The 25109-nt window shown below is 72.0% G+C and carries 21 protein-coding genes; 9 read left to right on the forward strand and 12 right to left on the reverse strand.

Annotation, left to right across the window (positions count from 1 at the left end; all coding sequences use genetic code 11):
- Window positions 1–39 precede the first annotated feature (39 nt).
- The 8 genes from ACH4RC_RS04530 to ACH4RC_RS04565 all read right to left on the reverse strand — a co-directional run bounded on the left by ACH4RC_RS04530 (window position 40) and on the right by ACH4RC_RS04565 (window position 9167).
- The gene (locus ACH4RC_RS04530) at window positions 40–1122 is read right to left on the reverse strand and encodes a mechanosensitive ion channel family protein (protein ID WP_398194981.1); all 1083 of its coding nucleotides are present in this window, start codon (window positions 1120–1122) and stop codon (window positions 40–42) included.
- Between the two features lie 194 nt (window positions 1123–1316).
- Window positions 1317–2345: a Gfo/Idh/MocA family protein gene (locus tag ACH4RC_RS04535; protein ID WP_398194984.1), complete on the reverse strand. Its 1029-nt coding sequence runs from the start codon at window positions 2343–2345 to the stop codon at window positions 1317–1319.
- Window positions 2342–3358 (reverse strand): Gfo/Idh/MocA family protein, encoded by a 1017-nt coding sequence (locus ACH4RC_RS04540; protein ID WP_398194987.1) that lies wholly within the window; start codon window positions 3356–3358, stop codon window positions 2342–2344. The genes ACH4RC_RS04535 and ACH4RC_RS04540 overlap by 4 nt, the downstream gene beginning before the upstream one ends.
- Before the next feature lie 31 nt (window positions 3359–3389).
- Window positions 3390–4226, reverse strand: coding sequence for a carbohydrate ABC transporter permease (locus ACH4RC_RS04545; protein ID WP_398194990.1), 837 nt, complete (start codon window positions 4224–4226; stop codon window positions 3390–3392).
- On the reverse strand, window positions 4219–5187 hold the full coding sequence (locus ACH4RC_RS04550; protein ID WP_398194993.1) for a carbohydrate ABC transporter permease: 969 nt from the start codon (window positions 5185–5187) through the stop codon (window positions 4219–4221). The genes ACH4RC_RS04545 and ACH4RC_RS04550 overlap by 8 nt, the downstream gene beginning before the upstream one ends.
- A complete protein-coding gene (locus ACH4RC_RS04555) occupies window positions 5187–6452 on the reverse strand; it encodes an extracellular solute-binding protein (RefSeq protein WP_398194996.1) in 1266 nt (421 codons plus the stop codon). The genes ACH4RC_RS04550 and ACH4RC_RS04555 overlap by 1 nt, the downstream gene beginning before the upstream one ends.
- Window positions 6453–6505: 53 nt before the next feature.
- Window positions 6506–7669 carry an ROK family transcriptional regulator gene (locus ACH4RC_RS04560; RefSeq protein WP_398194999.1) on the reverse strand — a complete coding sequence of 388 codons (1164 nt, stop codon included), beginning with the start codon at window positions 7667–7669 and terminating at the stop codon, window positions 6506–6508.
- Between the two features lie 274 nt (window positions 7670–7943).
- Window positions 7944–9167 carry an Ig-like domain-containing protein gene (locus ACH4RC_RS04565; protein ID WP_398195001.1) on the reverse strand — a complete coding sequence of 408 codons (1224 nt, stop codon included), beginning with the start codon at window positions 9165–9167 and terminating at the stop codon, window positions 7944–7946.
- A gap of 227 nt (window positions 9168–9394) precedes the next feature.
- Between ACH4RC_RS04565 and ACH4RC_RS04570 the strand changes: the two genes are divergently transcribed.
- Window positions 9395–10306: a YceI family protein gene (locus ACH4RC_RS04570; protein WP_398195004.1), complete on the forward strand. Its 912-nt coding sequence runs from the start codon at window positions 9395–9397 to the stop codon at window positions 10304–10306.
- A 233-nt stretch (window positions 10307–10539) separates the two neighbouring features.
- Here the strand turns inward: ACH4RC_RS04570 and ACH4RC_RS04575 are convergent, their stop codons facing one another.
- From ACH4RC_RS04575 to ACH4RC_RS04585, 3 genes are all read right to left on the reverse strand, one after another.
- Window positions 10540–10716, reverse strand: a complete 177-nt coding sequence (locus ACH4RC_RS04575; protein WP_394428759.1) for a hypothetical protein — start codon at window positions 10714–10716, stop codon at window positions 10540–10542.
- A gap of 115 nt (window positions 10717–10831) precedes the next feature.
- The gene (locus tag ACH4RC_RS04580) at window positions 10832–11644 is read right to left on the reverse strand and encodes an SAM-dependent methyltransferase (RefSeq protein ID WP_398195007.1); all 813 of its coding nucleotides are present in this window, start codon (window positions 11642–11644) and stop codon (window positions 10832–10834) included.
- Window positions 11645–11994: 350 nt separating this feature from the next.
- Entirely contained in the window at window positions 11995–12759 is a 765-nt protein-coding gene (locus tag ACH4RC_RS04585; protein WP_398195009.1) for a crotonase/enoyl-CoA hydratase family protein, read from the reverse strand.
- 104 nt (window positions 12760–12863) lie between these two features.
- Here ACH4RC_RS04585 and ACH4RC_RS04590 point away from each other — a divergent pair, with 104 nt between their 5' ends.
- From ACH4RC_RS04590 to ACH4RC_RS04610, 5 genes are all read left to right on the forward strand, one after another.
- Window positions 12864–14750 (forward strand): ABC transporter ATP-binding protein, encoded by a 1887-nt coding sequence (locus tag ACH4RC_RS04590; protein WP_398195717.1) that lies wholly within the window; start codon window positions 12864–12866, stop codon window positions 14748–14750.
- Between the two features lie 65 nt (window positions 14751–14815).
- On the forward strand, window positions 14816–17569 hold the full coding sequence (locus ACH4RC_RS04595; protein ID WP_398195012.1) for an AAA family ATPase: 2754 nt from the start codon (window positions 14816–14818) through the stop codon (window positions 17567–17569).
- Between the two features lie 355 nt (window positions 17570–17924).
- Window positions 17925–18350 (forward strand): hypothetical protein, encoded by a 426-nt coding sequence (locus ACH4RC_RS04600; RefSeq protein ID WP_398195014.1) that lies wholly within the window; start codon window positions 17925–17927, stop codon window positions 18348–18350.
- Window positions 18334–18978 carry a hypothetical protein gene (locus ACH4RC_RS04605; protein WP_398195016.1) on the forward strand — a complete coding sequence of 215 codons (645 nt, stop codon included), beginning with the start codon at window positions 18334–18336 and terminating at the stop codon, window positions 18976–18978. The genes ACH4RC_RS04600 and ACH4RC_RS04605 overlap by 17 nt, the downstream gene beginning before the upstream one ends.
- Complete coding sequence (locus ACH4RC_RS04610; protein WP_398195019.1) at window positions 18975–19442, forward strand: RDD family protein; 468 nt, start codon at window positions 18975–18977, stop codon at window positions 19440–19442. The genes ACH4RC_RS04605 and ACH4RC_RS04610 overlap by 4 nt, the downstream gene beginning before the upstream one ends.
- Here the strand turns inward: ACH4RC_RS04610 and ACH4RC_RS04615 are convergent.
- Window positions 19427–20845, reverse strand: coding sequence for an MFS transporter (locus tag ACH4RC_RS04615; RefSeq protein WP_398195021.1), 1419 nt, complete (start codon window positions 20843–20845; stop codon window positions 19427–19429). The two genes, ACH4RC_RS04610 and ACH4RC_RS04615, sit on opposite strands and share 16 nt — an antisense overlap.
- Before the next feature lie 161 nt (window positions 20846–21006).
- Here ACH4RC_RS04615 and ACH4RC_RS04620 point away from each other — a divergent pair, with 161 nt between their 5' ends.
- The 3 genes from ACH4RC_RS04620 to ACH4RC_RS04630 are packed head-to-tail and all read left to right on the forward strand — an operon-like array spanning window position 21007 to window position 25104.
- Window positions 21007–21426, forward strand: a complete 420-nt coding sequence (locus tag ACH4RC_RS04620) for a hypothetical protein (protein ID WP_398195023.1) — start codon at window positions 21007–21009, stop codon at window positions 21424–21426.
- Between the two features lie 52 nt (window positions 21427–21478).
- Window positions 21479–22405: a polyphosphate kinase 2 family protein gene (locus ACH4RC_RS04625; protein WP_398195026.1), complete on the forward strand. Its 927-nt coding sequence runs from the start codon at window positions 21479–21481 to the stop codon at window positions 22403–22405.
- Window positions 22402–25104 (forward strand): cation-translocating P-type ATPase, encoded by a 2703-nt coding sequence (locus ACH4RC_RS04630; protein WP_398195028.1) that lies wholly within the window; start codon window positions 22402–22404, stop codon window positions 25102–25104. Before ACH4RC_RS04625 ends, ACH4RC_RS04630 begins: the two co-directional genes overlap by 4 nt.
- Window positions 25105–25109 lie beyond the last annotated feature (5 nt).

Consider the following 25109-nt stretch of genomic DNA (forward strand, 5'->3'; position numbering starts at 1 on the left):
CGACGCAGCCGGCCCAACCGGCTGCGTCGGCCGGACCGGTCAGACGAGCGGCGCCTCCGACGCGTCCCGCTGGTGCGGGATGACCACCGGCGCGCTGCCCTGCGCGAGCGCCACCGTCCGTGTCGGCGCCGGGATCCGGATGCCCTCCTCACGGAAGCGGCGGTGCAGGCGCTTGATGAACTCGTGTTTGATCCGGTACTGGTCGCTGAACTCGCCGACGCCGAGGATCACCGTGAAGCTGATCCGTGAGTCGCCGAACGTGTGGAAGCGGACGGCCGGTTCGTGCTCCGGCAGCGCGCCCTCGACGTCCTTCATGACCTCGGTGACGATCTCGATGGTCACCCGCTCGACGTGCTCCAGGTCGCTGTCGTAGCCGACACCGGCCTGCACCATCAGCGTCATGTCCTGCTCGGGACGGCTGAAGTTGGTCATGTTCGTGCCCGAGAGCTTCGTGTTCGGGATGATCACGAGGTTGTTGGAGAGCTGGCGGACCACGGTGTTGCGCCAGTTGATGTCGACGACGTAGCCCTCCTCGCCGCTGCTCAGCCTGATGTAGTCGCCGGGCTGGACCGTCTTCGAGGCGAGGATGTGCACGCCCGCGAAGAGGTTGGCGAGGGTGTCCTGGAGGGCGAGCGCCACCGCGAGGCCGCCGACGCCGAGGGCGGTGAGCAGCGGGGCGATGGAGATGCCGAGCGTCTGCAGGACGACCAGGAAGCCCATCGCGAGGACCACGACCCGCGTGATGTTCACGAAGATCGTCGCCGATCCCGCCACCGCCGCGCGGGACTGCGCCACCGCCCGGACGAGCCCGGTGACGATCCGGGCGGCGGTGAGCGTCGCCGCGACGATGAGGAACGCCGTCAGCGTCGTGTTCACGGTACGGGTCGTGCGGGCGGTCAGCGGCAGCGCGGCGGCCGCCACCGCCGCGCCCGCGGCGACGGCGGCCCAGGGCACGAGGGTGCGCAGCGCGTCGACGAGCACGTCGTCGCCGCCCCAGCGCGTCCGCTTGGCCCGCTCGCCGAGCCAGCGCAGCAGGATCTTCAGGAGCAGCCCGGCCAGGAGGCCCGCGACGAGGGCGACGCCGGCGATGATCAGGTCGTGGAGTTCGACTCCGCGGGTCATCGGGCACCTCCCGCGGACAACGCGATGCGACAGGCGGCTATGTGATGTGTGGTCACGTGTTCTCGCTCGGTAGGGGGTGGGGCGGGCGCGGCGCCCGGAAGCGCCGCACGCCGGGACATCCTGCCGCACTCAGGACCCGCCCGGCGCCACCCGCCCGGACCGCCCCCCTGTCCGCCTTCCGCAGGACGCCTCCGCTACCCCATGGTCACCGTGCGCCCCTCCCGTGCCGATGCGTACGCGGCGGTCACGATCCGCAGCCCCCGCAGCCCGGCCTCGCCGTCCGTGACGCCGATCGGGCCGGTGTCGTCCCCGTACAGGAACGCGCGCAGCATCAGCGCGTCCAGGTCGACCCCGTAGGGGAGTTCGATGCCGGAGCGTGACGCCTCGCTGAAGCCGTGCAGTTTCTGGTCGAAGGCGTCCATCTCCAGGGTGGCCCGGTCGCCGATCACCTGCATCGCGAGGCCGCCCCACGCGGGGTGGTGCTGCGGCTGGCTCCACGAGCAGTCGATGGTGGCCACGGCGCCGTTCGCGTACGTGAGGGTGAGCAGGCCCGCCGTCTCGACGGGGACGTCCTCGTCGTCCGCGTACAGGACGTTGTTGGTCTGGGCGTAGACGGAGGTCACGGGGGAGGCGTCGAACAGGTCGTCGAGGAGGTCCGCGATGTGGACCGTGTGGTCCATCAGGGCGCCGCCGCCCGCGAGTTCCGGGTCGGCGAACCAGCGGCGGCGCGCGCCCGGCATGTAGCCGTTGTTGGCGCCGGACACCGCGAGCACCTCGCCGGCCGTACCGTTCCGCACCGCGTCCCGTACCGCCAGGTAGGCCGGGCTGAACCGGACCGGGTGCGCCACCGCGAGCCGCACCCCGGCCGCCCGGCACGCCTCGACCATGGCCGCGCCGTCCTCGACCGTCGTGGCGAGGGGCTTCTCGCACAGCACGTCCGCGCCGTGCGCGGCGGCGAGCTCGACCAGGGGGCGGTGGCGGACGTTCTCGGAGCAGACGACCACCTTGTCCGGGCCCCAGGCGAACAACTCCTCGTACGTGTCGACGTAGTCCACGCCGAGCTGGGCCGCGAAGTCCTTGCCGCGGACCTCGCCCGGCGCCGCCAGGTCCGTCTCGGGGTCGGCCGCGAGGACCCGGACGCCGTCCATGGCGGCGAGCAGGCGCGCGAAGCCGCCCGCGTGGACGTGGGCGAACGACAGCACCCCGACTTTCAGGTCACTCACAGTGCGGCTCCCTCGATGGCGTGGGGTACGACAGGCTTCCCGGTGCGCGCGGACTCGGCCGCCGCGGCCGCGATCCGGACGGCCTCGACGCCGTCGCGCGCCGAGACCCGGGGCGCGGGCCCGCCCGCGACGGCCGCCGCGAACTCGCGCAGCTCCGTCAGGTAGGGGCTCTCCGTCATCGGGCTGCCGGGGATGCCCTCGCCGAGCGCCCGCGCGCCCTGGGCGAGGACCCGGAAACCGGTGTGGGCCGTCGAGTCGTGCTCCAGGACACCGCCGGGTCCCGCCACCCGGAACGTCGTACGGAAGGGCAGGTCCGGCAGGCCCCATACGCCGAGTACGTGGCTGATCGCGCCGGACGCGTGGGTGAGGACGGCGGTGCCGGTCGCCACGTCCCCGTCGGCCGCGCCCGGCTTCTGGCGGCCGCGGACCCGCGCGTGGACGCGGACGACCTCACCCGCGAGCAGGCGGGCGAAGTCGAGGTCGTGGATCATCTGGTCGACGAGGATGCCGCCGGAGAGCGCCGGGTCGCTGAACCACGGCGCCCAGACCGGGTAGCGGCCCGAGCGGCTGAACCGCAGGACGGCGGGCGGGCCGACGCGCCCCGCCGCCACGGACTGCGCGAGCGCCTCGTACGCCGGGAAGTACCGCACGACGTGCGCCGGGAACAGCAGCACCCCGGCGGCCTCGGCGGCGTCCGTCATCTCCTGCGCCTCGGCGGCGGTCAGCGCGAGCGGCTTCTCGCACACGACGTGCTTGCCCGCGGCGATCGCCTCGAGCGTCAGATGCCGGTGGGTGAAGGTCGGGGTGCAGACGTCGACGACGGTGCTGCGTGCGAGCAGCTCGTCGAGGCTGTGCACGGCCGTCACGCCGAACGCGGCGTACTGCGCGGCCACCTTCTCCGCGTGGCCGTCGGTGGACAGGACCGTGACGCGTGTGTCCAGCTCCGTCCAGGCGGGCAGATGGGCGCGGGCGATGCCGCCGGCGCCGATCAGGCCCACGTCGAGGCGTGCCATGTAAATCCTTTCCCTGCTGAGACGGGCGAGGTCAGCCCTTCGTGCCGCTCTGGGCGATGCCCTGCACGAAGTGGCGCTGGAGGAACAGGTAGAGCAGGATCATCGGCAGGCTCGCGATGAGCGAACCGGCCATCATGACCGGGTAGTTGGTCTCGAACTGGCCCTCCAGGGAGGTCAGTCCCGCGCTGATCGGCATCTTCGCCGGGTCGGTGTTCACGACCAGCGGCCACAGCAGGTCGTTCCAGGACCACATCGCCGTGATCACCGCCAGTGCAGCGAGCGCGGGCCGGATCAGCGGCAGCATGATCGACCAGAAGATGCGGAACGGGCCCGCGCCGTCGATCCGCGCCGCCTCCTCCAGCTCGCGCGGCAGGGAGAGGAAGAACTGGCGGAGCATGAAGGTGCCGAACGCGCTGAACATGCCGGGCAGGAACAGCGCGGGCGGCGAGTTCAGCAGCCCGAGCCGCTGGACGATGTCGTACTGCGGAAGGATCAGCAGCGACGACGGGACGAGAAGGACCGAGAGGAACAGCGCGAACAGCACGTTCCTCCCCCGGAACCGCATCCGGGCGAAGGCGTACGCGGCCAGCGAGCAGAACACCAGCTGGCCCACGGTCCGCCCGACCGTGTTGATGAGGCTGTTGCCGAGCATCTCCCCGTACGGCATCGCGGTGAACACATCGTGGAACGCCGTCCAGTTCCAGCTCTCCGGGAAGAACGTCGTCGGTACGTGCACGGCCTCCGGCAGCGTCTTGAGCGCGGTCAGGAGCTGCCACAGGAACGGGAAGACCATGACGAGCGCGCCGAGGGAGAGCAGGGCGTGCGTGGCGACGGAGCCGCCGTTCAGTCCTCGCAGGCGGTCACGCATAGTGCACCCACTTCTTCTGGAGGCGGAACTGGAGGAGAGTGAGCGCCGCGGTGAGCAGCATCAGCAGGAACGCGAGGGCGGCCGCCGCGCCCTGGTTGTTCTGCTGGAACGCCCACTGGTAGAAGAGGCTGACCACGGACTGGGTGGAGCCGAGCGCCGGGTTGGTCGGGGACATCATCACGTAGATGAGGTCGAACATCTGGAGCGAGTTGATCACGCAGATGACCGCGGCGAAGAAGATGCTCGGGCTGAGGAGCGGCAGCGTGATCGTGAAGAAGCGGCGCACGGGGCCCGCCCCGTCCAGCTCGGCCGCCTCGTAGTAGTCCTGCGGTATGCCCTTGATCCCCGCGATGAAGATGATCAGGTAGTAGCCGACGCTCTGCCACACCGAGACGAGGCCGATGGCCCACAGCGCGGTCGACGGGTCCGAGGCCCAGAAGTGCCGCGAGACGCCGAACCACGACAGCATCTCGTTCAGGAGGCCGAAGTTCCCGTTGTACAGCCAGTTCCAGACGAGGCCGACGGCGACCGGGAGCGTGACGAAGGGGATGAAGTACAGGGCCCGGTAGACGCCCACGCCGCGCAGCCCGCGCCGGTTCAGGAGCGCCGCCACGACGATGGAGAGCGGCAGCGTGATCAGGCCGATCGCCCCGTACAGGAGCGTGTTGCCGAGCGCGCGCCACACCGTGACGTCCTTGACGACGCGCGCGTAGTTGTCGCCGCCGGTCCACGTGTTGCCGCCGAAGGGGCCGAAGTGGGTGAAGCTGAAGCCGAACGTCTGGATCAGCGGCCAGATGTAGAACACCAGGAAGCCGATGCCGATCGGGGCTATGAAGAGGTACGCGGCCTTCTGGGTGCGGGAGTTGGGGCCTCTCGCGGTGCCGTCGGGACCGGCCTTGGTGCGGGGTTTCCTGATCCGGCCGTCCGCCTCCGCGGCGGCCGTCGACGGGAACACGGCCATCACTTGTCCTCCTCGTCGAGGGCCCGGTCCATCTGTTTCGCCAGCGTGCGCGCCGCCTGCTCGACGCCGCCCTTGCCGCTGAACGGGGCGCCGAGGAGCAGATACTCCTGGTCCTCCCAGACGGCCGTGTTGCGCGAACTCGGGTACGGGACCGCGTAGTCGAGCATGTCGATGAAGCACTTGAGGCCGAACTCCGGCATCGACTTCAGCCAGGCGTCCTGGGTCCCCTCGTAACTGGAGATGGTGATGCCGCCCTTGGCCTGGATCTCGGCGGCCTCGCGCCGCGCCATGAAGTCCACGAACTTCCAGGCCGCCTCTTTCCTGGCGGACTTGGCGCTGATGACGTTGGCGAGGCCGTGGATCACGGTGGCCCGCTCGCGGCCCTTGGGCAGGACGGTGACGCCGCCGTGGTCCTTGATGGCGGGCGCCGCGTACATGAACGACGCCATCGCGGAGAGGTCGTAGTTCATCGCGACCTGCTCGGAGAGGTACAGGTTGCGGGCCCGCACCTCCGACATGGCGCTCTGCGGCGGCGACCAGCCCCGGTCGACCAGGTCCGTCCAGAACCGCAGCCCTTCGAGGGAGCGCGGGTCGGCGAAGCCGGAGCGGCCGTCGCGGAGCACGTATCCGCCGGCGCCGAAGATCGTCGGGTAGAACTTGGCCTGCCGGTCCATCTCGGCGGCGATCCCGTAGACCCGCTTCTTGGGATCGGTCAGCTCACGCGCCGCGTCACGGACGTCGTCCCAGGTCCAGCTCTCGTCGGGGTATTTCACGCCCGCCTTGTCGAAGAGCGCCTTGTTGTACCAGAGCCCGACGGTGTCGAAGTCCTTCGGCAACCCGTACTGCTTGCCGTCGTACGCGTAGATGTCGACGAGCGCCTTCGGGTGTCTGCCGACAGGTGTGCCGTCCCGGGATATGTGTTCACTCAGGGGTTCCAGGACGCCGTTGGACGCGTAGAGCTGGATGTTCACCGCGTTCATCCAGAACACGTCGGGCGCGGTGCCGCCGCGCATCGAGGTGCGCAGCGTCGTCCAGTACGAGGACCAGGGCGTGACCTGGATTTCCACCCTGATCCCGGGGTTGGCCCGCTCGAACTCCTTGATGATGGCTTCCATGCCCGGCGCCTGCGCGGGGTCCCAGATGCCGTACGAGAGGGTCGTGCGGCCTCCTGCCGCCGTGCTGTCGGACGTCGTGCCGCCGCTGCTGCAGCCCGCGACGACGGGGGTCGCCGCGAGCGCACCGGCGATCAGCGTTCTCCTGCGCATACGCGTCTCCGGTCGGGTCGATGGAGTCGGGGGTGTCTGCTGCCTGGCGGAGTTCAGTGCTTGGCGACGGACGGCCGTAACGGGCCAGCCACGTCCGGGAGTTGCGCTTCGACCGCGTCCAGGGCGCGGCGCACCGCGCCGAGCGCCACGCCTTCGCGGCCGAGCGTGCTGACCGCGATCCGCGGCACGTGCAGGGTGAGGGGGCGCAGCTGCTCGGTGAGGAGCGGGCCGAGGGGCGCGCCGACGGGGGCGAGCGCGCCCGACAGGACGAGCAGCTCGGGGTCGAGGGCGAGGACGAGCGCCGCGATGCCGGGGGCGACCCCGGCGAGGTAGCGGTCGAGGACGTCGAGGGCCGCGGGGTTCCCGGCGCGCACGGCCCGCGCGAGCGCGTCCGAGCCGGACTCGCCGTCGCGCCGCCCGCCGTCCCAGGCGAGCACCTTCCCGGCCTCCTCCAGGCCGAGCTGGGGCAGGATGCCCAGCTCGCCCGCGCCGCCGCGGCGGCCCCGGTGGAGCTTGCCGTCGATCATCACGCCGCACGATATGCGCCGCCCCACGAGCACGCACGCCACGTCGTCGGCGAGCACGGCGGCGCCCCGCCAGTGCTCGGCGAGGACGGCGAGGTTCACGTCGTTCTCCACGAAGACGCGGCACGGGATGTCGTCCGCGAGGCGCCGCGCGAGGTCCAGGTCGGTCCAGTCGGGGACGACCACCGACAGGATCCGCCCGGTGTCGTCGACCATGCCCGGCACGCCGATGCCGACCGACCAGACGTCGTCCGGGCCGAGCCCCTGGTCCGTGAGGAACCGCCGCAGCCTGCCGCGCAGCAGCTCGATGCGCTCGGCGCCCGACAGTTCGGCCGGGAACTCCTCGCGGTGCCGGGCGACGACCTCGCCGTCGAGCCGCGCGAGCAGCAGCACCAGCTTCCGCAGGCCCATGTCGACGCCGATCACGTGCCCGGCCTCGGAGCGGAACCGGAACCGGCGCGCGGGCCGCCCCGGCGACCGCCCGGCCGCCGGAACGTCGGTCTCCGCGATCCACCCCTGCCCGGCCAGCTCCTCCACGAGCGCCTCGACGGTCGGCCGCGAGAGCCCGGTGGTGGTGGCGAGGGTGCTGACGGTCTGCGGGCTCTCGCGCCGCAACGCCCGCAGCACCACGGCGGTGTTGAGACCGCGCAGCGCCGCGAGGTCGTGCCCGCGGGCCTTGTCGTGCACCGTCATGGCCTGTTTGCCTCCCGGGCCGACCCGTCCGACCTTACGGCCGACCTGTCGACCGTAATGCGCAGGACTGTTGCATAACCAAGGCACCTTGGGAAGCCTGCCCGCACAAAAATTAAGCAGGGCTGTTTCGCAATAGGTCCGCGCAGTATCGGAGGGGCGGGTGAGCCGGCCCCCGCCCATGGGTTCACACCCGCTCGACCGCCCGGAATCCGGCCAGCCGCGACGGCAATGCACGTGCGGAGGGCGCGAGTTCCGCCTCGGCCCTCCGCCGCGCTCAGACGGCGCTGCCGGCCTGCCAGTCGGCCCAGTCCATGTTCCAGCCGTTCAGCCCGTTCGCCGGATCGACCGTCTCCTCGCCCGAGCGGCGCACCTCCACCACGTCGCCGACGATCGAGCTCGCGTAGAACCTGGCGCCCGGTGTGGAGGAGTCGTCCGCGCCCTGGGCGTCCCGCAGGCCGACGCAGCCGTGGCTGGTGTTGCTCGTGCCGAACAGGGACGGCGAGGCCCAGTAGTTGCCGTGGATGAAGGTGCCGGAGGTGGTGAGCCGTTGCGCGTGCGGCACGTCGTCGATGTCGTACTCGTCGCCGAGGCCCACGGTCGTCGAGTCCATCCGGGTCTCCCGGAACCGCTCAGAGATCACCATCTTCCCGGCCCATGTGGGGTGTTCGGCGTCGCCGCCGCTGACGTCGTAGGTGGCGATCTGCCTGCCGTCGCGCCGCACCGTCATCGACCTCGCCTTGAGGTCCACGACGCTGATCTGCTCGCGCCCGATGTGGAACGTGACGTCCTTGTCCTGCGTGCCGAACACGCCGTCGGCGCCCTCGACGTCCCTCAGCCGCAGACTCGACGTGATCTTCGTGCCCGCCGCCCAGTACGTCTCCGGGCGGAAGTCGAGCCGGGTGTCGCTGAACCAGTGCCCGACGATCTCCACGTCCGGGTCGGCCGTCACGGTGATGGCCTTCTGCACGGCGGCCCGGTCGGTCACGGCCTTCGTGAAGGTGAAGGAGACGGGCATCCCGACGCCCGACGTGGAGCCGTCCTCCGGGGTGAAGTACCCGACGAACGTGGCGCCGGGCTTCTTGGTGGTGAAGCGGGCCGTGTGCGTGGCGCCGTCAGCGGTCTCGGTCCGCACGGTGTAGCCGGTGCCGGAGGCGGGGCGGGCGGCGGAGGTCCACCGGGTGCGGGCGGCGTTGTAGGTGCCCTTGAGGACGGAGCCGCCGGCGGCGGTGACCTCGACGGCGGCCAGGGCGCCACCGGTGACCGAGACGCTGACCGGGGAGCCGAAATCGGCGTCGTCCGCACCGTCGGCGGGGACGACGGTCACTTTGGCGGTGGCGGCTGCTTCAGCCTCCGTGCCCTCCGTGCCCTCCGTGCCCTCCGTACGGCCTTTGCCCGCGCAACCCGCGACCGTGGCGGCGGAGACCGCGCCGAGAGCGGCGAGCACGCCGCGCCGTGACCAGCGTTCTGTACCGCGTTCCGTGCCGCGGGATATGCGCACCGTGAACCACCCGTTCCTGTCGATCGCGTTCGGGAAGTCGCATGGTGCCGGGGTGATCTGGGTGAACCCTTGGAAAAGGGCGCGCTTGTCTTAAATCTTCGTTTGAGGAGATGTTGTGAAACGGCGGGAGGGAGCGAACGGAATATGAGATTCCGACCCATTTACGCCGGTCAGGGCCGTGGCAAGGTGTCGACGGAAGACTGATCGTCCCCGGAAAGGCCGCCCTCATGCCCCTCGCCCTGTTCCGCCGCAAACGGGCCCGTTCCGCGGCGCGCGGAGCCGGTCTCGCGCACGCCGTGCCGTCGGGCGCGGGCGCCTTCCACTGCCAGGTCACCGACCCGCTCGGGCAGCCGATGCCGGGCGCCGAGGTCACCGTCACGGAGACCAGCACCGGACAGGTCGCGGCGAAGGCCACGACGGACCCGTACGGCCTGGTCTTCCTCACGCTGCGGGCGGGGCGCTACGGCGTGCTGCTCGCGGCGGAGGGCCTGCAGCCGCACCAGCAGACCCTCGACGTCCTCGCCGACACGACCGCCCCGCTCACCTCGGTCCAGCTCCACCCCGGCCGCGCCCCGGAACTCCCCGCCACCGGCACCTGGCTCTTCGACCCGCCGCACACCGCGATCCGGTTCATCGCCAAGCATGTCGGCATGGCCCACGTCCACGGCCGCTTCACCCGTTTCGAGGGCGGCATCCACGTCGCGCCGGACATGGCGGACTCCCGGGTGGAGGTCCGCATCGACGCGGCGTCGATCGACACGGGCAACAACACCCGCGACAACCACCTGCGTTCGGCCGACTTCCTGGACGTCGAGAACTACCCCTACATCCACTTCTCCTCCGACCGCTTCCTCTACCGGGGCGGCTCCAAGTGGACCCTCCAGGGCGCCCTCTCCATGCACGGCGTCAGCCGCACGGTCGACCTCGACACCAGCTACCTCGGCGTCGTCAACGGCGGCTACGCCGAAGAACTCCGCTGCGCGGCCCTGGCCACGGCGGAACTCCACCGCGAGGACTACACCCTCAACTGGCGCACGATGCTGGCCCGGGGCATCGCGGTGGTCGGCCCCACGGTCAGACTCGAACTGGACATCCAGGCGATGTACCGCAGCCACGACACCCCTACGCCGCCGGAGTAGACGGCATGCCGACCACGGCCCGGGCGGCGCTGCTGGTGCTGCTATCGCGATGCGGCAGAGGTTGTGAAATGGTGAGACTTGGGTGAAATGTCCAGTTCGCTCAAGTCTGAGAAATACCGACTACAGAGCCACGGGAGGCGTCCATGTCATCGAAGCGTCGCCGTAAGAAGAAGGCCCGCCGCAAGCACGCCGCGAACCACGGCAGTCGGCCGCAGTCCTGATCCGCGCCGGGGTCACGCCCTCTGCACGAGTCCTTCACCGGCCACTGTCGCCCACTCCGTGACCAGTGCCTCGTACTCCGCCCTGTCCTCGGCGGTCAACTGACCGCCCGTGCGCGCCCACAGGTCGCGGATCTGCTGGTTGACCACATCGGCGGAACGGGCGGAGCGCGGGGTGGGAGTGGAGGACATGTGAACGAGGGTAGGGGATCGGTGCGGCTACGCGCTCCGTTCCGTCACGTGGGCATCGCCATGTGTGATGTTCGCCATGTCGGGCAACCCTTACCGGGTTCGCGCCCGTCCCGCGTCACGGCTTGCGCGCGACCCCCGCGTACAACGGTACGGGTGTGCCGTCCCGCTCCTCGTCGACGGCCAGCTCCGGGCGCCAGTCCGGCAGCCAGACCACGCCCGGGTCGAGCAGTTCCAGGCCGGTGAAGAACTTCGTCATCTCCTCGCGCGAGCGCGGCACCAGCGTCACCCCGCCCGCCGCGTACATCGCGACCGCGTCCTTCGTGCGCTCGGGGTCGTAGTCGGACGCCAGCTGCGAAAGGACCAGGTGGCTGCCCGAGGGGAGCGCGTCCACCAGCGTACGGATGATGTCGTACGCCCCCTGATCGTCCGGGATGAAGTGCAGGAGCGCGATGAGTGACAGCGCGACCGGGCGGTCGAAGTCCAGTATCTCGCCGGCCAGCTCCAGGATTTTCCGCGGGTCGCGGGCGTCCGCCTGGACGTACCGCGTCACGCCCTCCGGAGTGCCGCGCAGCAGCGCCTCCGCGTGGGCCAGGACGATCGGGTCGTTGTCCACGTAGACGACGGACGTCTCGGGCGCCGCGGTCTGCGCGATGCGGTGCAGGTTCGGCTCGGTCGGTATGCCCGTGCCGATGTCGAGGAACTGGCGCACCCCGAGCCGCGCCGCGAGCATCCGCGTCGCCCGCTGCATGAACCAGCGGTTGTGCCGCGCCCCGTACTTGGCCGTCGGCTCCATCGCCGTGATCTGCCGCCCGAGCTCCTCGTCGACCGGATAGTTGTCCTTGCCGCCGAGGAACCAGTCGTACACCCGGGCGGGATGCGCCTTGCCGGTGTCGATGGTGGGCGTGGCGACGGGGGACGGGTCGGTCATGAGACAACTCCGGTGGTCGGCGTGGTCCGTTCGAGCGTGCGTCCGATCATCCTGCCGTACGGGGGTGTCGTGCGGGGCGTGATCGGGAAGGATGGCCGCCGCGCCGCGCCGCGCCGCGCCGCGCCGCGCCGCGCCGGTCCGGCCCGGATCGGACCGGATGCGAAAGAGCCGTAAGTGGGCTGGAGCGGTGCGCCTGAGTGATGGCCCCCGGCGTCTCGGCATCTCCCGGGCCCGCCTCGCCGACCGGCCCGTGATCCGCGGCTGGGCGCCGCCGACGAGGGGCGGAACCCCGGCTTCCGCGACGGTGGGAGTTTCTTCGCGCAGAACCCCGACGGATCTGATCCCGCACCTCAGTTCCCGAGAGCGCCGTGCCGTCCTTCCCCCGCCACGAACCGTCCGGCCCCCTCGATCCCCTCCGCCAACACCGCCGCCCCGTAGCGGAGTTCGGCCCGCATCGCCGTCTCCTCGTCCACCCCGCCCTGCTCGCGCACCGACGCCCGGTCGCTGCGCAGGCACGCCTGGGGGAACGCGGCCAGCTGGGCGGCGAGCGCCTCGGCCGCGGCGCGGGAGCGGCCCGGCGGGACCAGGCGGTTGGCGAGGCCGATCTCGTACGCCTCCTGCGCGGGGACCGGGCGGCCGGTGAGAACGAGGTCCATGGCGCGGCTCTCGCCGATCAGGCGGGGCAGCCGCACCGTGCCGCCGTCGATCAGCGGGACGCCCCAGCGGCGGCAGAACACGCCGAACACGGCGTCCTCCTCGACGACCCGCAGGTCGCACCAGAGGGCGAGTTCGAGGCCGCCCGCGACCGCGTGGCCGCTGACCGCGGCGATCACCGGTTTCGTCAGGCGCAGCCGCGTCGGACCCATCGGCCCGTCACCTTCCTGGGTGACCTTGTTGCCGTGCTCCGTGCCGACGGCCTTGAGATCGGCGCCCGCGCAGAACGTGCCACCCGCGCCCCACAGCACCGCCACCCGCGCCGTGTCGTCGGCCTCGAACTCCCGGAACGTGTCGGAGAGCTGAGCGGCGGTCGGTCCGTCGACCGCGTTCCGCGCCTTCGGGCGGTCCAGGACGACGGTACTGACGTGACCTCGGCGTTCCACGCGGACGGACGACATGCGCGCATCCTGCCACGGCCCCCGGCCCCGGCCCCACCCCTCGACACCGCCCCCGATTCCTTGACCTCAAGATTGGTTGAGGTCCTACTGTCGTCCGCATGAGCATGGAAACCACAGCCTGGACGCAGCTCCACAGCGTCATGAACGCCCAGAACGGCGGCCCGGACAAGCGGCCCTTCGCCCGCGCGACCCTGCGCCGGATCGCCGGGTTCGCCCGGCCGCACCGGCGCCGCATCATGCAGTTCGTGCTGCTCAGCGTGGTCGGGGCGCTGCTCGCGGTGGCGACGCCGGTCCTCGCCGGACACGTCGTCGACGCGATCGTGGGCGGCAAGGACCAGGGCGGGGTGATCCGGCTCGCCGTACTCATCGCCGTCATCGCGCTCGCCGAGGCGGGTATCGGCCTGCTCGCCCGCTGGCTCTCGGCCAACCTCGGCGAGGGCCTCATCCTGGATCTGCGGACCGCTGTCTTCGACCACGTGCAGCGGATGCCGGTCGCGTTCTTCACACGTACTCGTACGGGCGCGCTCGTCAGCCGTCTCAACAACGACGTGATCGGCGCCCAGCGCGCCTTCAGCAACACCCTGTCCGGCGTGGTCGGCAACATCGTCACCCTGGTGTTGACCCTGGCCGTCATGCTCACGCTGTCCTGGCAGATCACCCTTCTCGCCCTCCTCCTGCTCCCCGTCTTCGTGCTGCCCGCACGCCGCATGGGCAGCCGCATGGCCCGGCTCCAGCGCGAGGCCACCGCCCACAACGCGGCCATGGGCACGCGGATGACCGAACGGTTCTCCGCGCCCGGCGCCACCCTGGTGAAGCTCTTCGGCCGGCCCGAGGAGGAGTCCGCCGAGTTCGCCGCCAGGGCGCGCCGCGTCCGCGACATCGGGGTGCGGACCGCGATGGCGCAGTCGGCCTTCATCACCGCGCTCACCCTGGTCTCGGCCCTGGCCCTCGCGCTCGTCTACGGGCTCGGCGGCTACTACGCCCTCGAAGGCACCCTCGAAGCGGGCGCCGTCGTCTCCCTCGCCCTGCTCCTCACCCGCCTGTACGCGCCGCTGACCTCCCTGGCCGGGGCCCGCGTCGAGGTCATGAGCGCCCTCGTCAGCTTCGAGCGGGTCTTCGAGGTGCTCGACCTCAAGCCGCTGATCGACGAGAAGCCGGACGCCCGCGAGGTGCCGGACGGGCCGGTCGCCGTCGAGTTCGACGACGTCCGCTTCGGCTACCCGTCCGCCGACAAGGTCTCCCTCGCCTCCCTCGAAGAGGTCGCCACGCTCGACACCCGCGGCGGCGCCGAGGTCCTGCACGGCGTGAGCTTCCGCGCCGAACCGGGCCAGACCGTCGCCCTCGTCGGCTCGTCGGGCGCGGGCAAGTCGACCATCGCGCAACTGCTGCCCCGCCTCTACGACACCGACGCGGGCGCCGTACGGATCGGCGGCGTCGACGTACGCGACCTGAGCGCACCCGCCCTGCGCGGAACGCTCGGCATGGTCACCCAGGACGGCCACCTCTTCCACGACACGGTCCGCGCCAACCTGCTCCTCGCCCGGCCGGGCGCCGACGAGGAGGAACTGTGGGACGTCCTGCGCCGCGCCCGCCTCGACGCCCTCGTACGGGAGCTGCCGGACGGGCTCGACACGGTCGTCGGCGAGCGCGGCTACCGCCTCTCCGGCGGTGAGCGCCAGCGCATGACCATCGCCCGCCTCCTCCTCGCCCGCCAGCGCGTCGTCATCCTCGACGAGGCCACCGCCCACCTCGACAACACCTCCGAGGCCGCCGTCCAGGAGGCCCTGACCGAGGCGCTCAGCGACCGCACGGCCATCGTCATCGCCCACCGCCTCTCCACGATCCGCTCCGCCGACCAGATCCTCGTCGTGGAGGGCGGACGCATCGTGGAGCGCGGACCCCACACCGCCCTGCTCGCCGCCGACGGCCGTTACGCGGAGCTGTACCGCACCCAGTTCGCCCCGGAGGAGGTGACGCCGGAAGCGGCCTGAACCGCCTCACAGTTCGGCCGAGTTGACCTATGGGACGGGGGCGGGACCGCGGTTACCCTGAGTCCATGCTGCTGGGTCGTACAGCGGAATGCGCACGGATCGCCGACCTCGTCGACGACGCACGTACGGGGCGGAGCACCGCGCTGGTCATCCGGGGCGAGGCCGGTATCGGCAAGAGCAGTCTGCTCCGCTACGCCGAGTCGGTCGCCGGTGACCTCACCGTGCTGCGCACCCACGGCATCGAGACCGAGTCACAACTGCCCTACGTGGGCCTCGCCGACCTGTTCCGCCCGGTCACCGACCTTCTGGACCGCATCCCGGGCCGGCAGGCCGCGGCCCTCACCGGCGCGTTGGCGCTCGGCCCGGCCGTCGCCCAGGACCGGTTCGCCGTCGCCGCCGGAACGCTCAGCCTGCTCGGCGCGGTCAGCGAGTCCGGGCCCGTCCTCGTCGTCGTCGACGACGCGCAGTGGCTGGATCCGTACTCCCTGGACTCCCTGGCCTTCGCCACGCGCAGGCTCGGCCGCGAAGGGGTCGTCGCCCTCTTCGCCACCCGCGACACCGACGAGGCCTCCTCCCGGCTCGCCCCCGTCGAGACCCTCACCCTGCGCGGCCTCGACACCGACGCGGCGCGCGCCCTGGTCGCCGACGAGCCCCTGTCCCCGCACGACATCACCTGGCTCCTCTCCGAGGCGCGCGGCAACCCCCTCGCCCTCGTCGAACTGCCCTCGCTGCTCGCGCGCGGCGGCCACCGGCGCGACACCGGGGCCCCGCCGCCCATCGGCGAGATCCTCGCGCGCACCTTCCACAGCGCCATCGCCCGGCTGCCCCTCCGGGCGCAGGACGCCATGCTGCTGCTCGCCGTCCTCGGGCCGCGCCCACTCGCCGGCACCGAACGTGTCCTGCGCGACCAGGGGCTGACGTACGCCTCGCTCGAACCCGCCGAGCGCGCGGGCCTGATGACCGTCGAAGAAGGCGCGTACGTCTTCCGCCACCCGCTGGTCCGCTCCGGCGTCTACCACGGGGCGAGCGCCGTGCGCCGCTGGCGCGCCCACCGCACCGTCGCCCGCGCGCTCCAGGACGCGCAGGCCCCCACCGCCCTTGAGCGGTACGCCTGGCACCTCGCCGAGTCCGGCGCCGACCCCGACGAACAGGTCGCCGCCGCCCTCGAACACGCCGCCTCCGCCGAGCCCGCGAGCCTTGCCTTCCCGCTCGCCGCACGCCTCTACGCGCACGCCGCCCGTTTCACCCCGGAGGGCGAGCGCAAGGCGGGCCGCCTCCTGTCCGCCGCCCGCGCCGCGCAGGCCGCCGGTTCGCTCGACGAGGCCGCCGGGCTCCTCGACCGCGCCCTCGGCCACGCCACCCAGCCGCGCACCCGCCTCGACGTGCGCCAGCTGCTCTGTTACGTCGACATCCAGCGGGGTCGCCCGGCACGCGCCAGCGAGGAGCTGCGGGCCGCCGTCGACGAGGCCCGCAGCGTCGACCCCGGGCTCGCCGCCGTCATGCTCGGCGGCGTCACCCTCACCGAGCTCGCCGTCGGGGACCTGACCGCCGCCCGCGCCACCTCCGACGAGTCCATGCGCATCGTCGAAGCCTTCACCGACGCGCCCGCCGCCCTGCCCGTACGCCTCCTGCACGCGCTCGTCCAGCTCCTCGGCGGCGACGCGGAGGACGGCCGGGCCCTGCTCCACGAACTCGAGAAGCCGCTCGCCGAACCGGACCTGTCCTTCCCGTACCCGGTCTCCGGCGTCGGCGGCCTCTGCTACCTGGCCGCCGAGGAGCTGGACGAGGGGCACGCCCTGCTCGACCGCGCCGTGCACGCCGCGCGCGCCGCCAGCACGGTCGGTCTCCTCGCCCATCTCCTCGGCACGCTCTCGGTCGTCGAGTTCTGGCGCGGCCAGTGGACCTCCGCGCTCGCCCACGCCGACGAGTCCGCGCGGCTCGGCGAGGACACCGGGCGCGTCATCGAGGTGTGCCGCGCCCTCGCCGCCCAGGCCAAGGCCGAGGCCGCCCTCAACCGTGAGACGGACTGCCGCCGCCACGGCGCCCAGGCCGCCGCGCTCGCCGCCGCCGCCGACCTGCCGATGGACGCGGCCCGCGCCCACGGCGCGCTCGGCCTGCTCGAACTCGGCCTCGGCCGCCACGAGGAGGCGGCCCGCCACCTGGAGAACGTACGGGACTTCTCCGTCGCCAACGGCCGCGGCGACGGCCTCTACCTCTCCTGGGCCGCCGACCTCGCCGACGCCTACGTCCACCTCCACCGCACCGACGAGGCGTACGACGTGCTGCGCGTCCTGGAGCACGAGGCGGGGCGCGGGGTCCGCCCGATCGCCGCCGCGGCCGCCGCCCGCTGCCGGGCCATGCTCGAACCCGGCGACGCGGAGCGGCACCTGGACCGGGCGCTGCTCCATCTCGGGGGAGTGATGGCGCCGTTCGAACGGGGGCGCACCGAGTTCACGCGGGGGGAGCTGCTGCGGCGACAGGGGCGTCGCGGTGACGCGCGGCAGTGGTTGCGGCGCGGGCTCGCCACGTTCGAACGCCTCGGGGCGACCGGGTGGGCGGCGCGGGCGGCGGCCGAGCTGCACGCGGCCGGTGGTGACCAGGTCCGTACGGGCCCCGCCCCGCTCGACGGGCTGACCCCGCAGGAGTTGCGCGTCGCTCTCGCCGTCGGCCGTGGCGTCACCAACCACGAGGCGGCCGAACAGCTCTTCCTCAGCGTCAAGACGGTCGAGTTCCACCTGGGGAACATCTACCGGAAGCTGGACGGGGTGCATCGCAGAGCGCAACTGGTGCGGTTGCTCAGCCAGTTCAGCGAGGCCTGAGAACGGGAGTGCGCGCGGACGCGGACGCGGAACAGCGGGGGTGCCCTGCTGGGCACCCCCGTCCCCCGATTGTCCCCCGCTGAGACCCCCCGTAGACCCCCCGCGGTCGGAAGCCCCGTGCGCTTCCGTGTCTCCAAGATGGACCCGTGCGGCCTCGACGGCCACGGTGAAAACCCTGGGATCGCGGACCAGGGTCGTACGGCGGTTGATGTACGCGCCGAACCATGGGGGAGCGGGGCCGACCGGCCCTGTGGGTGAGGGCCGAACGGCCCCTGCCCGCCCTCTGGCCAGGGCGCCACTGTGTGCGTCCGCCGCCCGCTTCAGGTGCGAAGCCGGGCTCTTGAGGGGGACCACCATGGCATGGACGCCCGCGCTGCGGCTGCGCCGCCTGCGGACCGCGCGGCCCGCGGACCATCCGTCGCCGGTCGCGGTCCGGTACGCCGCCGGATGCGTGGTGATCGAGTTGCGGGCGGAACTTGGCCCCGCCGCCGAAGCGTCCCTCGGGCGTCTGCTGCACGGGGTCATCCGCCCCGGCGGCACCCCCGTGCTCCTCGACCTCCGCCACGCCGGGGAGCTCGGCCCCGGCGGCCTCAGCGCCCTGCTCCTGGCCCGTGTCCTGGTGGACCGGCACGGGCTGGCGCTCGCCGTGGTGCGGAAGGACGGCGTCCCCGAACTCTATTACGCGGGGGCGCGGTTGACGCCTCCGCCCCGGCTCACCCGCGACGGAGGATGCCCCGCGCCCGACCTGCTGCTGCGGTCTGGTGATGAGGCAGGGACATGATGTGGACGGGTACGGGTGGGCGGCTCTTCTGACGTGGCCGGCGCGGTGCGCCCTGGGCGCTGCCGACCGGGTGGCGAGCGCCGCCGTACGGGTCGTGGTCGGCTCGGTGCTCGACCGGATCGACCTGGACGCGGTCGTCGCCCGGGTGGACGTGGACCGGGTCGCGGACCGGGTGGACGTGGACCGCGTCGCGGACCGGGTGGATGTGGACCGGGTCGCCGATCGCGTGGACGTGGACCGGGTCGCCGCCAGGATCGACGTGGACCGGGTCGCGGACCGCGTGGACGTGGAACGGGTCGTGGCCCGCGTGGATGTGGACCGGATCGCGGCTCAGGTGGACGTGGACCGGATCGCGGCCCGGATCGACGTGACGGGGGTCGCCGACCGTGTCGACGTGGACCGGATCGCCGACCGGGTCGACATCGACCGGGTGATCGCGCGGATGGATCTGGTCGGGCTCACCCGTGACGTGCTGCGGGAGATCGATCTCGGGCGGATCGTACGGGAGACCGGCGGAGGGATGGCCGCCGACACCGGGGCGGCGATCCGGGTCCTTGGCAGGCGCGGCGACCGTGCCGTGAACCGGCTGGCCGACCGCGCCTTCAAACGTGACGGCGGCGCCCCGTGACACCCGCCCGGGACAGCGGCTCCGCCCGGTCCGCGGCCGGGCCTGGGTCCGACACCGCCGGGATCGTCTCGCGCGGGGTGGCCGGGCTCCTGGACGCGCTGGTCGTCGCCGTCACCGCCGTCACCGTGCAACTGGGCCTGGCCTGCGCCCTGTTGCTCGTCGAGGGGCCTCCGTTCCGGGTCCCGGAGGCGTCCGGGTGGCTGTGGGGGGCGCTCGGCTGGGCCTTCGCCGTGTGCTATCTCGGCGGCTCGTGGGCCACGACCGGGCAGACCGTCGGGGACCGGCTCCTCGGCGTGCGGGTGGGGGACCGCGCGGGCGGCCGGCTCGGGATGCCGCGGTCCTTGCTGCGGGCCGTGCTGAGCGTCTCGTTCCCGCTCGGGCTGCTGTGGGTGCCGTTCAGCAGGCGCCGCGCCGCGGTGCAGGACCTCATCGCCCGCAGCGGCGTCCGCTACGACGGGCGGTGAGGCGCCGCCGGGGCGCCGGGGCCGCCGCGCGGCAGCATCGCCCCGGCCACGAGGCCGCCCAGGCCGATCGCGCCGAGCACCACGAGCGCCGTCATGTACGGGCCCGTCGCCGGGTTCGCGATGAGGATCGTGCCCGCGATCGCGGTGCCGACCGAGGAGCCGAGGTTGGAGATGGAGCGGGAGAGGCCCGAGATCTCACCCTGGAGGTCGTCGGGGAAGGCCGACTGGACGACGTTCACCGACGGGGTCAGCATCAGCCCGAGGCCCAGGCCGATCAGGAGCAGGCCGGGCGTGAACGCCCACGCCTTGTCCGTGTGGCCGGCGAGGCCGAGCAGGACGCCGATGCCGCTGACGGTCGTGACGAAACCCGCCATGACGAGCGTGCGCTGCGCCCGCCGCTTCGCGAAGCGTTCCGCGCCGAGCGAGGACGCGAGGAGGCCCACGGTGGACGCGGTGAAGATGACACCGGTGCTGATCGCGTCGTAGCCCCGCACCACCTGGAGGTACGTGGCCGCCACGAACGAGACGCCCATGAGCACCAGCCACTGCACGTGCTGGGTGATCAGGCCGAGGTTGGAGGTGCGGTTGTGGAACAGGGACGTCGGCAGGAGCGCCTTCTCGCCCTTGCGCTCCTTCGAGCGGACCCATGTGAAGAACGCCACCAGGACCAGCACGCCGACGAGCATCAGACCGAGCGCCAGCCAGCCGTTGTCGTCGGTCGCCAGGATTCCCGTGACGACCAGGACCAGGCCGGTCGCCGAGAGCACCGCGCCGACCGTGTCGAACTGGCATTGCGGGTCGGCGGGCAGCGGATCCTCCAGATTGCGGGTCAGCACGATGATGATCACGATGACCACCGCCTGGAAGACGAAGGACGCCCGCCAGCTGATCGCCGAGGTGATGAGGCCGCCGATCAGCGGACCCGCCGCCGCGCCGACACCGCCCATCGCCATGATCGCGCCGAACGCCCGCGCCCGGTCGGTGACCTCGGTGAACAGCAGGGTGGTGAGGATGTAGACGGGCGGGATGAGCAGCGCCGTACCGATGCCTTCGAGGATCGAGTTGCCCAGGATGAGGACGCCGAGGCCGGGGGCGGCCGCGCTGAGCAGGGCGCCGACCCCGTAGATCAGGAGACCGGCGACGAGGCAGCGCTTGCGGCCGTAGCGCTCGGTGAGGATACCGCCGGGGATCATCAGCGCGGCCATGACCAGGAGGAACACGGTGATGGCGGTCTGCACGCCCTGGACCGTGGTGTCCAGGTCCTCGCTGATGTCCTTGATCATCACGTTCATGTTCGACCCGGCGAAGCTGCAGATGAACTGCGCCAGGGCCAGCGGCGCGAGGATCCGGCGGGGCCAGGCGCGCGGGGCACCGGCTCCGCTCTGACGGGACGGCACGGTCATCGGCTTGCCTCCGATCGGGGGGCCGGGCGACCGCCAGGGTCGTGGCCGCCCTCCGCCCGGTCGTCACCCCCGGAGGGTGACGACCGCGGGCCCCGTCCGGGAGCAACACTTCCCCCCACAGCGGTGCATCGGGCACCCTCCACACGCACGGAGGTCCTGTCATGGCCACCACCTCGACGACCCACCACCGCACCAGCGCGAAGGAGGCCGCGGCCGGCGGGCTGACCATCTTCGCGGCGGTGATGCTGTTCATCTCCGGAATCCTGGGCTTCTGCCGCGGTCTCATGGCAGCCCTGGAGGACGACGTCTTCCTGACGACGCGCGACTACGTCTTCCAGTTCGACCTGACGACGTGGGGCTGGATCCACATGCTGATCGGCGCGATCGCCGTAGCCGTCAGCCTCGGCCTCTTCGTCGCCATGACGTGGGCCCGGGTCTGCGGCATCGCCCTGGCGAGCCTGCTGATCATCGCCAACTTCCTCTCCATCCCGTACTACCCGTTCTGGTCCATGACGCTGATCGCGCTGAACGCGTTCATCATCTGGGCGCTCTGCGTGGTGCGGCGGGACACGCTCGTCTGACCGGCACGGCCCGCCCCCCACTTCCCGATCAGGCGACCAGGCGAGGTGACGCATGCGCGACAGACCGGCACGGACGACGGACAAGAGAGCCGAGCGGATAGCCGAGTTCATCGCGCCGCTGCGGGTGGAGCCCGGCAGCCGGGTGCGCCTGGCCGAGGACTTCGACCCCGCGTACCGGGCGGGCGTCAAGAACAAGAAGGCCGGCGAGGAGCTGCTGCGTGCCGGTGTCGCGCAGCTGGCCGAGTACCAGCGGCGCCTCGCGGCCGACGCCACCAGCGGCGTCCTGCTGTGCCTCCAGGCCCTCGACGCGGGCGGCAAGGACGGCACCATCCGCCACGTGATGAGCGGGGTCAACCCGCAAGGGGTGCGGGTGGCCGGGTTCAAGGTGCCCTCCACCGAGGAGCTGAGCCACGACTACCTGTGGCGCTACGCCTGCCGCCTTCCGCGCCGCGGCGAGATCGGCATCTTCAACCGCTCCCACTACGAGGAGGTCCTGGTCGTCCGGGTGCACCCCGAGCACCTCACCCGCCAGGGGCTGCCGGACGGGGCCACGGGCAAGAAGGTCTGGCAGCGCCGCTACCGGCAGATCAACGACTGGGAGCGCTACCTCACCGAGAACGGCTTCCACGTCGTCAAGGTCTTCCTGAACCTGTCCAAGGAGGAGCAGCGCGTCCGCTTCCTCAAACGCATCGACGTGCCGGAGCGCAACTGGAAGTTCTCCGCCGCCGACGTCCGCGAGCGCGGGTTCTGGGACTCCTATCAGGACGCGTTCGACGAGGTGCTCTCCGCCACCAGCACACCGTGGGCGCCCTGGTACGTGGTGCCCGCCGACCGCAAGTGGTTCGCGCGCATCTGCGCGGCCGCCGTCCTCACGCACACCCTCATCGGCATCGACCCGCGCTACCCGGAGGTCGACGACAAGAGCCGCGCCGCCCTCGCCGGGGCGAGGAAGCGGCTGGAGCGGGAGGCGCCGCGATGACCGCACAAGCCGAGGCCCGCGTCTGGTACGCGCGGCCCGCCGAGACCGTGGCCGGGGAGCTCGGGGTCGACCCGGCCACGGGTCTCAGCGGCCGGGCGGCGGCCACGCGGCTGCAAGCGGACGGGCCCAACGCGCTGCCGCAGGAACGCACCAGGTCCGCCCTGTCCCGGTTCCTCGGCCAGTACACCTCGTACATGCAGATCATCCTGCTCGGCGCCGCCGTGGTCTCGCTCGCCATCCAGGAGTGGGGGACGGCGGTCGTGCTGCTCGCCCTGACCGTCCTCAACGCGGTCATCGGGCTCCGCCAGGAGGGCAAGGCGGAGAGCGCCATGAACGCCCTGAAGGAGATGACGAAGGCCACCGCGCGCGTACGCCGGGACGGCACCGAGGCCGAGATCCCCGCCGAGGAGGTCGTCGTCGGCGACATCGTGCTGCTCGCGGCGGGCGACGAAGTCCCGGCCGACGGACGCCTGTTGAGTACCAGCGCCCTGCAGATCGACGAGTCCGCGCTCACCGGGGAGAGCGTGCCCGCCGCCAAGGACGCCGCACCCGTACGGGGGGACGGGCTCGGCCCCGCCGATCAGACGGACATGGCGTTCATGACGACGCCGGTCACGCACGGCAGCGCCGTCCTCGTCGTCACCGCGACCGGATCCGGCACCGAACTCGGCCGCATCTCCGGCATGTTGACGACCACCAAGCCCGAGCCGTCGCCGCTGACCACCGAGCTGAACCGGCTGACCCTGTGGATCGTCGGCGCCGCCGGACTGACGATGATCGTGATGTTCGCCCTGGGGCGCTCGCGGGACGAGGCGTGGGACGCCCTCTTCGTCAGCGCGGTCTCACTCGCCATCGCGGCCGTGCCCGAGGCGCTGCCGACCGTCACGCAGACGATCCTCTCCCTCGGCGGACTCGACCTGGCCCGCAGGCACGCCATCGTCAAGGACCTCCCGTCGGTGGAGACGCTCGGCTTCACCTCGGCGATCAACTCCGACAAGACCGGCACGCTGACCATGAACCAGATGACCGTCGTCGAGGTCGTCGACCCCTACGACCGGTACACGGTCTCCGGCACCGGCTACTCCCTCGAAGGCCGCGTCCACCACGCCGCCGGGGCCACGCCGAGCATCGAGGAAGCGATCCTGCCCTACCTCGTCGCCAGCGACGCCGCGCTCGTCGACGGGCACGTCGTCGGCGACCCCACCGAGGGCGCCCTGCTCGTCCTGGGCCACAAGGCGGGCCTCGACGTCGCCGCGACCCGCGAACGCCTGCCCCGCCTCGCCACCCTGCCGTTCGACCCGGCGTACAAGCTCATGGCGACCTTCCACACGGCCCGCGACGGGAGAGGCGAGGAGGTCGTGCGCTGCTTCGTGAAAGGAGCGGCGCCGGCCGTCCTGGCGCGCACCACGACCGCCCTGTCGCAGGGCGAGGCCGTCCCCTTCGACGACGCGCTGCGCGGCCGGGCCCAGGAGGAGATCGACCGCATCAGCCGCGCGGGCCGCCGCGTGATGGCCGCCGCCACCCGCGACATCGACCCGGCGCTCTTCTCGCCGGACGGCGATCTGCTCGGCCTCGTACGCGAGTTGAGCGTCACCAGCCTCGTCGGCATGGTCGACCCGCCGCGCGAGGAGTCCCGCGCCGCCGTGGCCGCCGCGCAGGCCGCCCACATCCGCGTACGGATGGTGACCGGTGACGACGTCGTCACCGGCGCGGCCGTCGCCCGGCAGGTCGGGATCGAGGGCGAGGCGATCCTCGGCGCCGACTTCGCCGCCCTGCCGCCCGCGGAACGCCTCGCCCGCATCGACCGGATCGGGGTCGTAGGACGCGTCGCGCCCGAGCACAAGGTGCTGCTCGCCGAGGTGCTCAAGGAGAAGGGCGACGTGGTCGCCATGACCGGCGACGGCGTCAACGACGCCCCGGCGATCAAGGCCGCCGACATCGGCATCGCGATGGGCTCCGGCACCGAGGTCGCCAAGAACGCCGGGCGGATGATCCTGTCCGACGACAACTTCGCGACGATCGTGCACGCCGTCGAGCAGGGCCGGAAGATCTACGACAACCTCACCAAGTACATCCGGTTCGTCCTGGTCCTCCTCGTCGTCTTCGTGCTCACCTTCCTCGGCGCGACACTGTTCGACATCGCCGACGGCGAACCGTTCACACCCGCCCAGGTGCTCTGGATCCACTTCTTCGTCAACGCGGCCTTCGGCTTCTCGCTCGGCTTCGACCGGGTCAGCGCCGGGCTCATGGACCGCCGCCCGCGCCCGCGCGGCGAACCCGTCATGACCGGCGGCCTCATGCTCACCGTCGGGCTCGTCGGCGTCGCGATCGCCGCCTCGCTGCTCGCCCTGCTCGAACTGGGCAAGGCCCGCTACGACAGTACGCAGATCGGCAACTCCATCGCCTTCACCGCGTTCGCGCTCTGCCTGATCGTCGCCGCGCTCGAATGCCGCAACCAGACGCGGACCGCCCTGACCGTCGACACCTTCGACAGCAAACAGCTCAACTGGACCGTGTTCGGCGAGTTCGTGCTCGCCGTCCTCGTCATCCAGACCGACGTCTTCAACCGGCTCCTCGACACGACACCGCTGCACCTCGGCCAGTTCGGCTGGGCCCTGCTGCCCCCGCTCGCCCTGCTCGGCCTGTGGGAGCTGGGCAAGCTGCTCGCCCGCCGCCGGCGCGCCGGGCCCGCCGGGTGAAAGGG

The sequence above is a fragment of the Streptomyces sp. NPDC016845 genome (genome assembly GCF_044332585.1).
Classification (GTDB): Bacteria; Actinomycetota; Actinomycetes; order Streptomycetales; family Streptomycetaceae; genus Streptomyces.

Coding starts and splice junctions, on each gene's coding strand:
- ACH4RC_RS04530 (WP_398194981.1), bottom strand. CDS start 1,122: ATGACCCGCGGAGTCGAACTCCACGACCTGATCATCGCCGGCGTCGCC.
- ACH4RC_RS04540 (WP_398194987.1), bottom strand. CDS start 3,358: ATGGCACGCCTCGACGTGGGCCTGATCGGCGCCGGCGGCATCGCCCGC.
- ACH4RC_RS04545 (WP_398194990.1), bottom strand. CDS start 4,226: ATGCGTGACCGCCTGCGAGGACTGAACGGCGGCTCCGTCGCCACGCAC.
- ACH4RC_RS04550 (WP_398194993.1), bottom strand. CDS start 5,187: ATGGCCGTGTTCCCGTCGACGGCCGCCGCGGAGGCGGACGGCCGGATC.
- ACH4RC_RS04555 (WP_398194996.1), bottom strand. CDS start 6,452: ATGCGCAGGAGAACGCTGATCGCCGGTGCGCTCGCGGCGACCCCCGTC.
- ACH4RC_RS04560 (WP_398194999.1), bottom strand. CDS start 7,669: ATGACGGTGCACGACAAGGCCCGCGGGCACGACCTCGCGGCGCTGCGC.
- ACH4RC_RS04570 (WP_398195004.1), top strand. CDS start 9,395: ATGCCCCTCGCCCTGTTCCGCCGCAAACGGGCCCGTTCCGCGGCGCGC.
- ACH4RC_RS04575 (WP_394428759.1), bottom strand. CDS start 10,716: ATGTCCTCCACTCCCACCCCGCGCTCCGCCCGTTCCGCCGATGTGGTC.
- ACH4RC_RS04580 (WP_398195007.1), bottom strand. CDS start 11,644: ATGACCGACCCGTCCCCCGTCGCCACGCCCACCATCGACACCGGCAAG.
- ACH4RC_RS04585 (WP_398195009.1), bottom strand. CDS start 12,759: ATGTCGTCCGTCCGCGTGGAACGCCGAGGTCACGTCAGTACCGTCGTC.
- ACH4RC_RS04590 (WP_398195717.1), top strand. CDS start 12,864: ATGGAAACCACAGCCTGGACGCAGCTCCACAGCGTCATGAACGCCCAG.
- ACH4RC_RS04595 (WP_398195012.1), top strand. CDS start 14,816: ATGCTGCTGGGTCGTACAGCGGAATGCGCACGGATCGCCGACCTCGTC.
- ACH4RC_RS04600 (WP_398195014.1), top strand. CDS start 17,925: ATGGCATGGACGCCCGCGCTGCGGCTGCGCCGCCTGCGGACCGCGCGG.
- ACH4RC_RS04605 (WP_398195016.1), top strand. CDS start 18,334: ATGAGGCAGGGACATGATGTGGACGGGTACGGGTGGGCGGCTCTTCTG.
- ACH4RC_RS04615 (WP_398195021.1), bottom strand. CDS start 20,845: ATGACCGTGCCGTCCCGTCAGAGCGGAGCCGGTGCCCCGCGCGCCTGG.
- ACH4RC_RS04620 (WP_398195023.1), top strand. CDS start 21,007: ATGGCCACCACCTCGACGACCCACCACCGCACCAGCGCGAAGGAGGCC.
- ACH4RC_RS04625 (WP_398195026.1), top strand. CDS start 21,479: ATGCGCGACAGACCGGCACGGACGACGGACAAGAGAGCCGAGCGGATA.
- ACH4RC_RS04630 (WP_398195028.1), top strand. CDS start 22,402: ATGACCGCACAAGCCGAGGCCCGCGTCTGGTACGCGCGGCCCGCCGAG.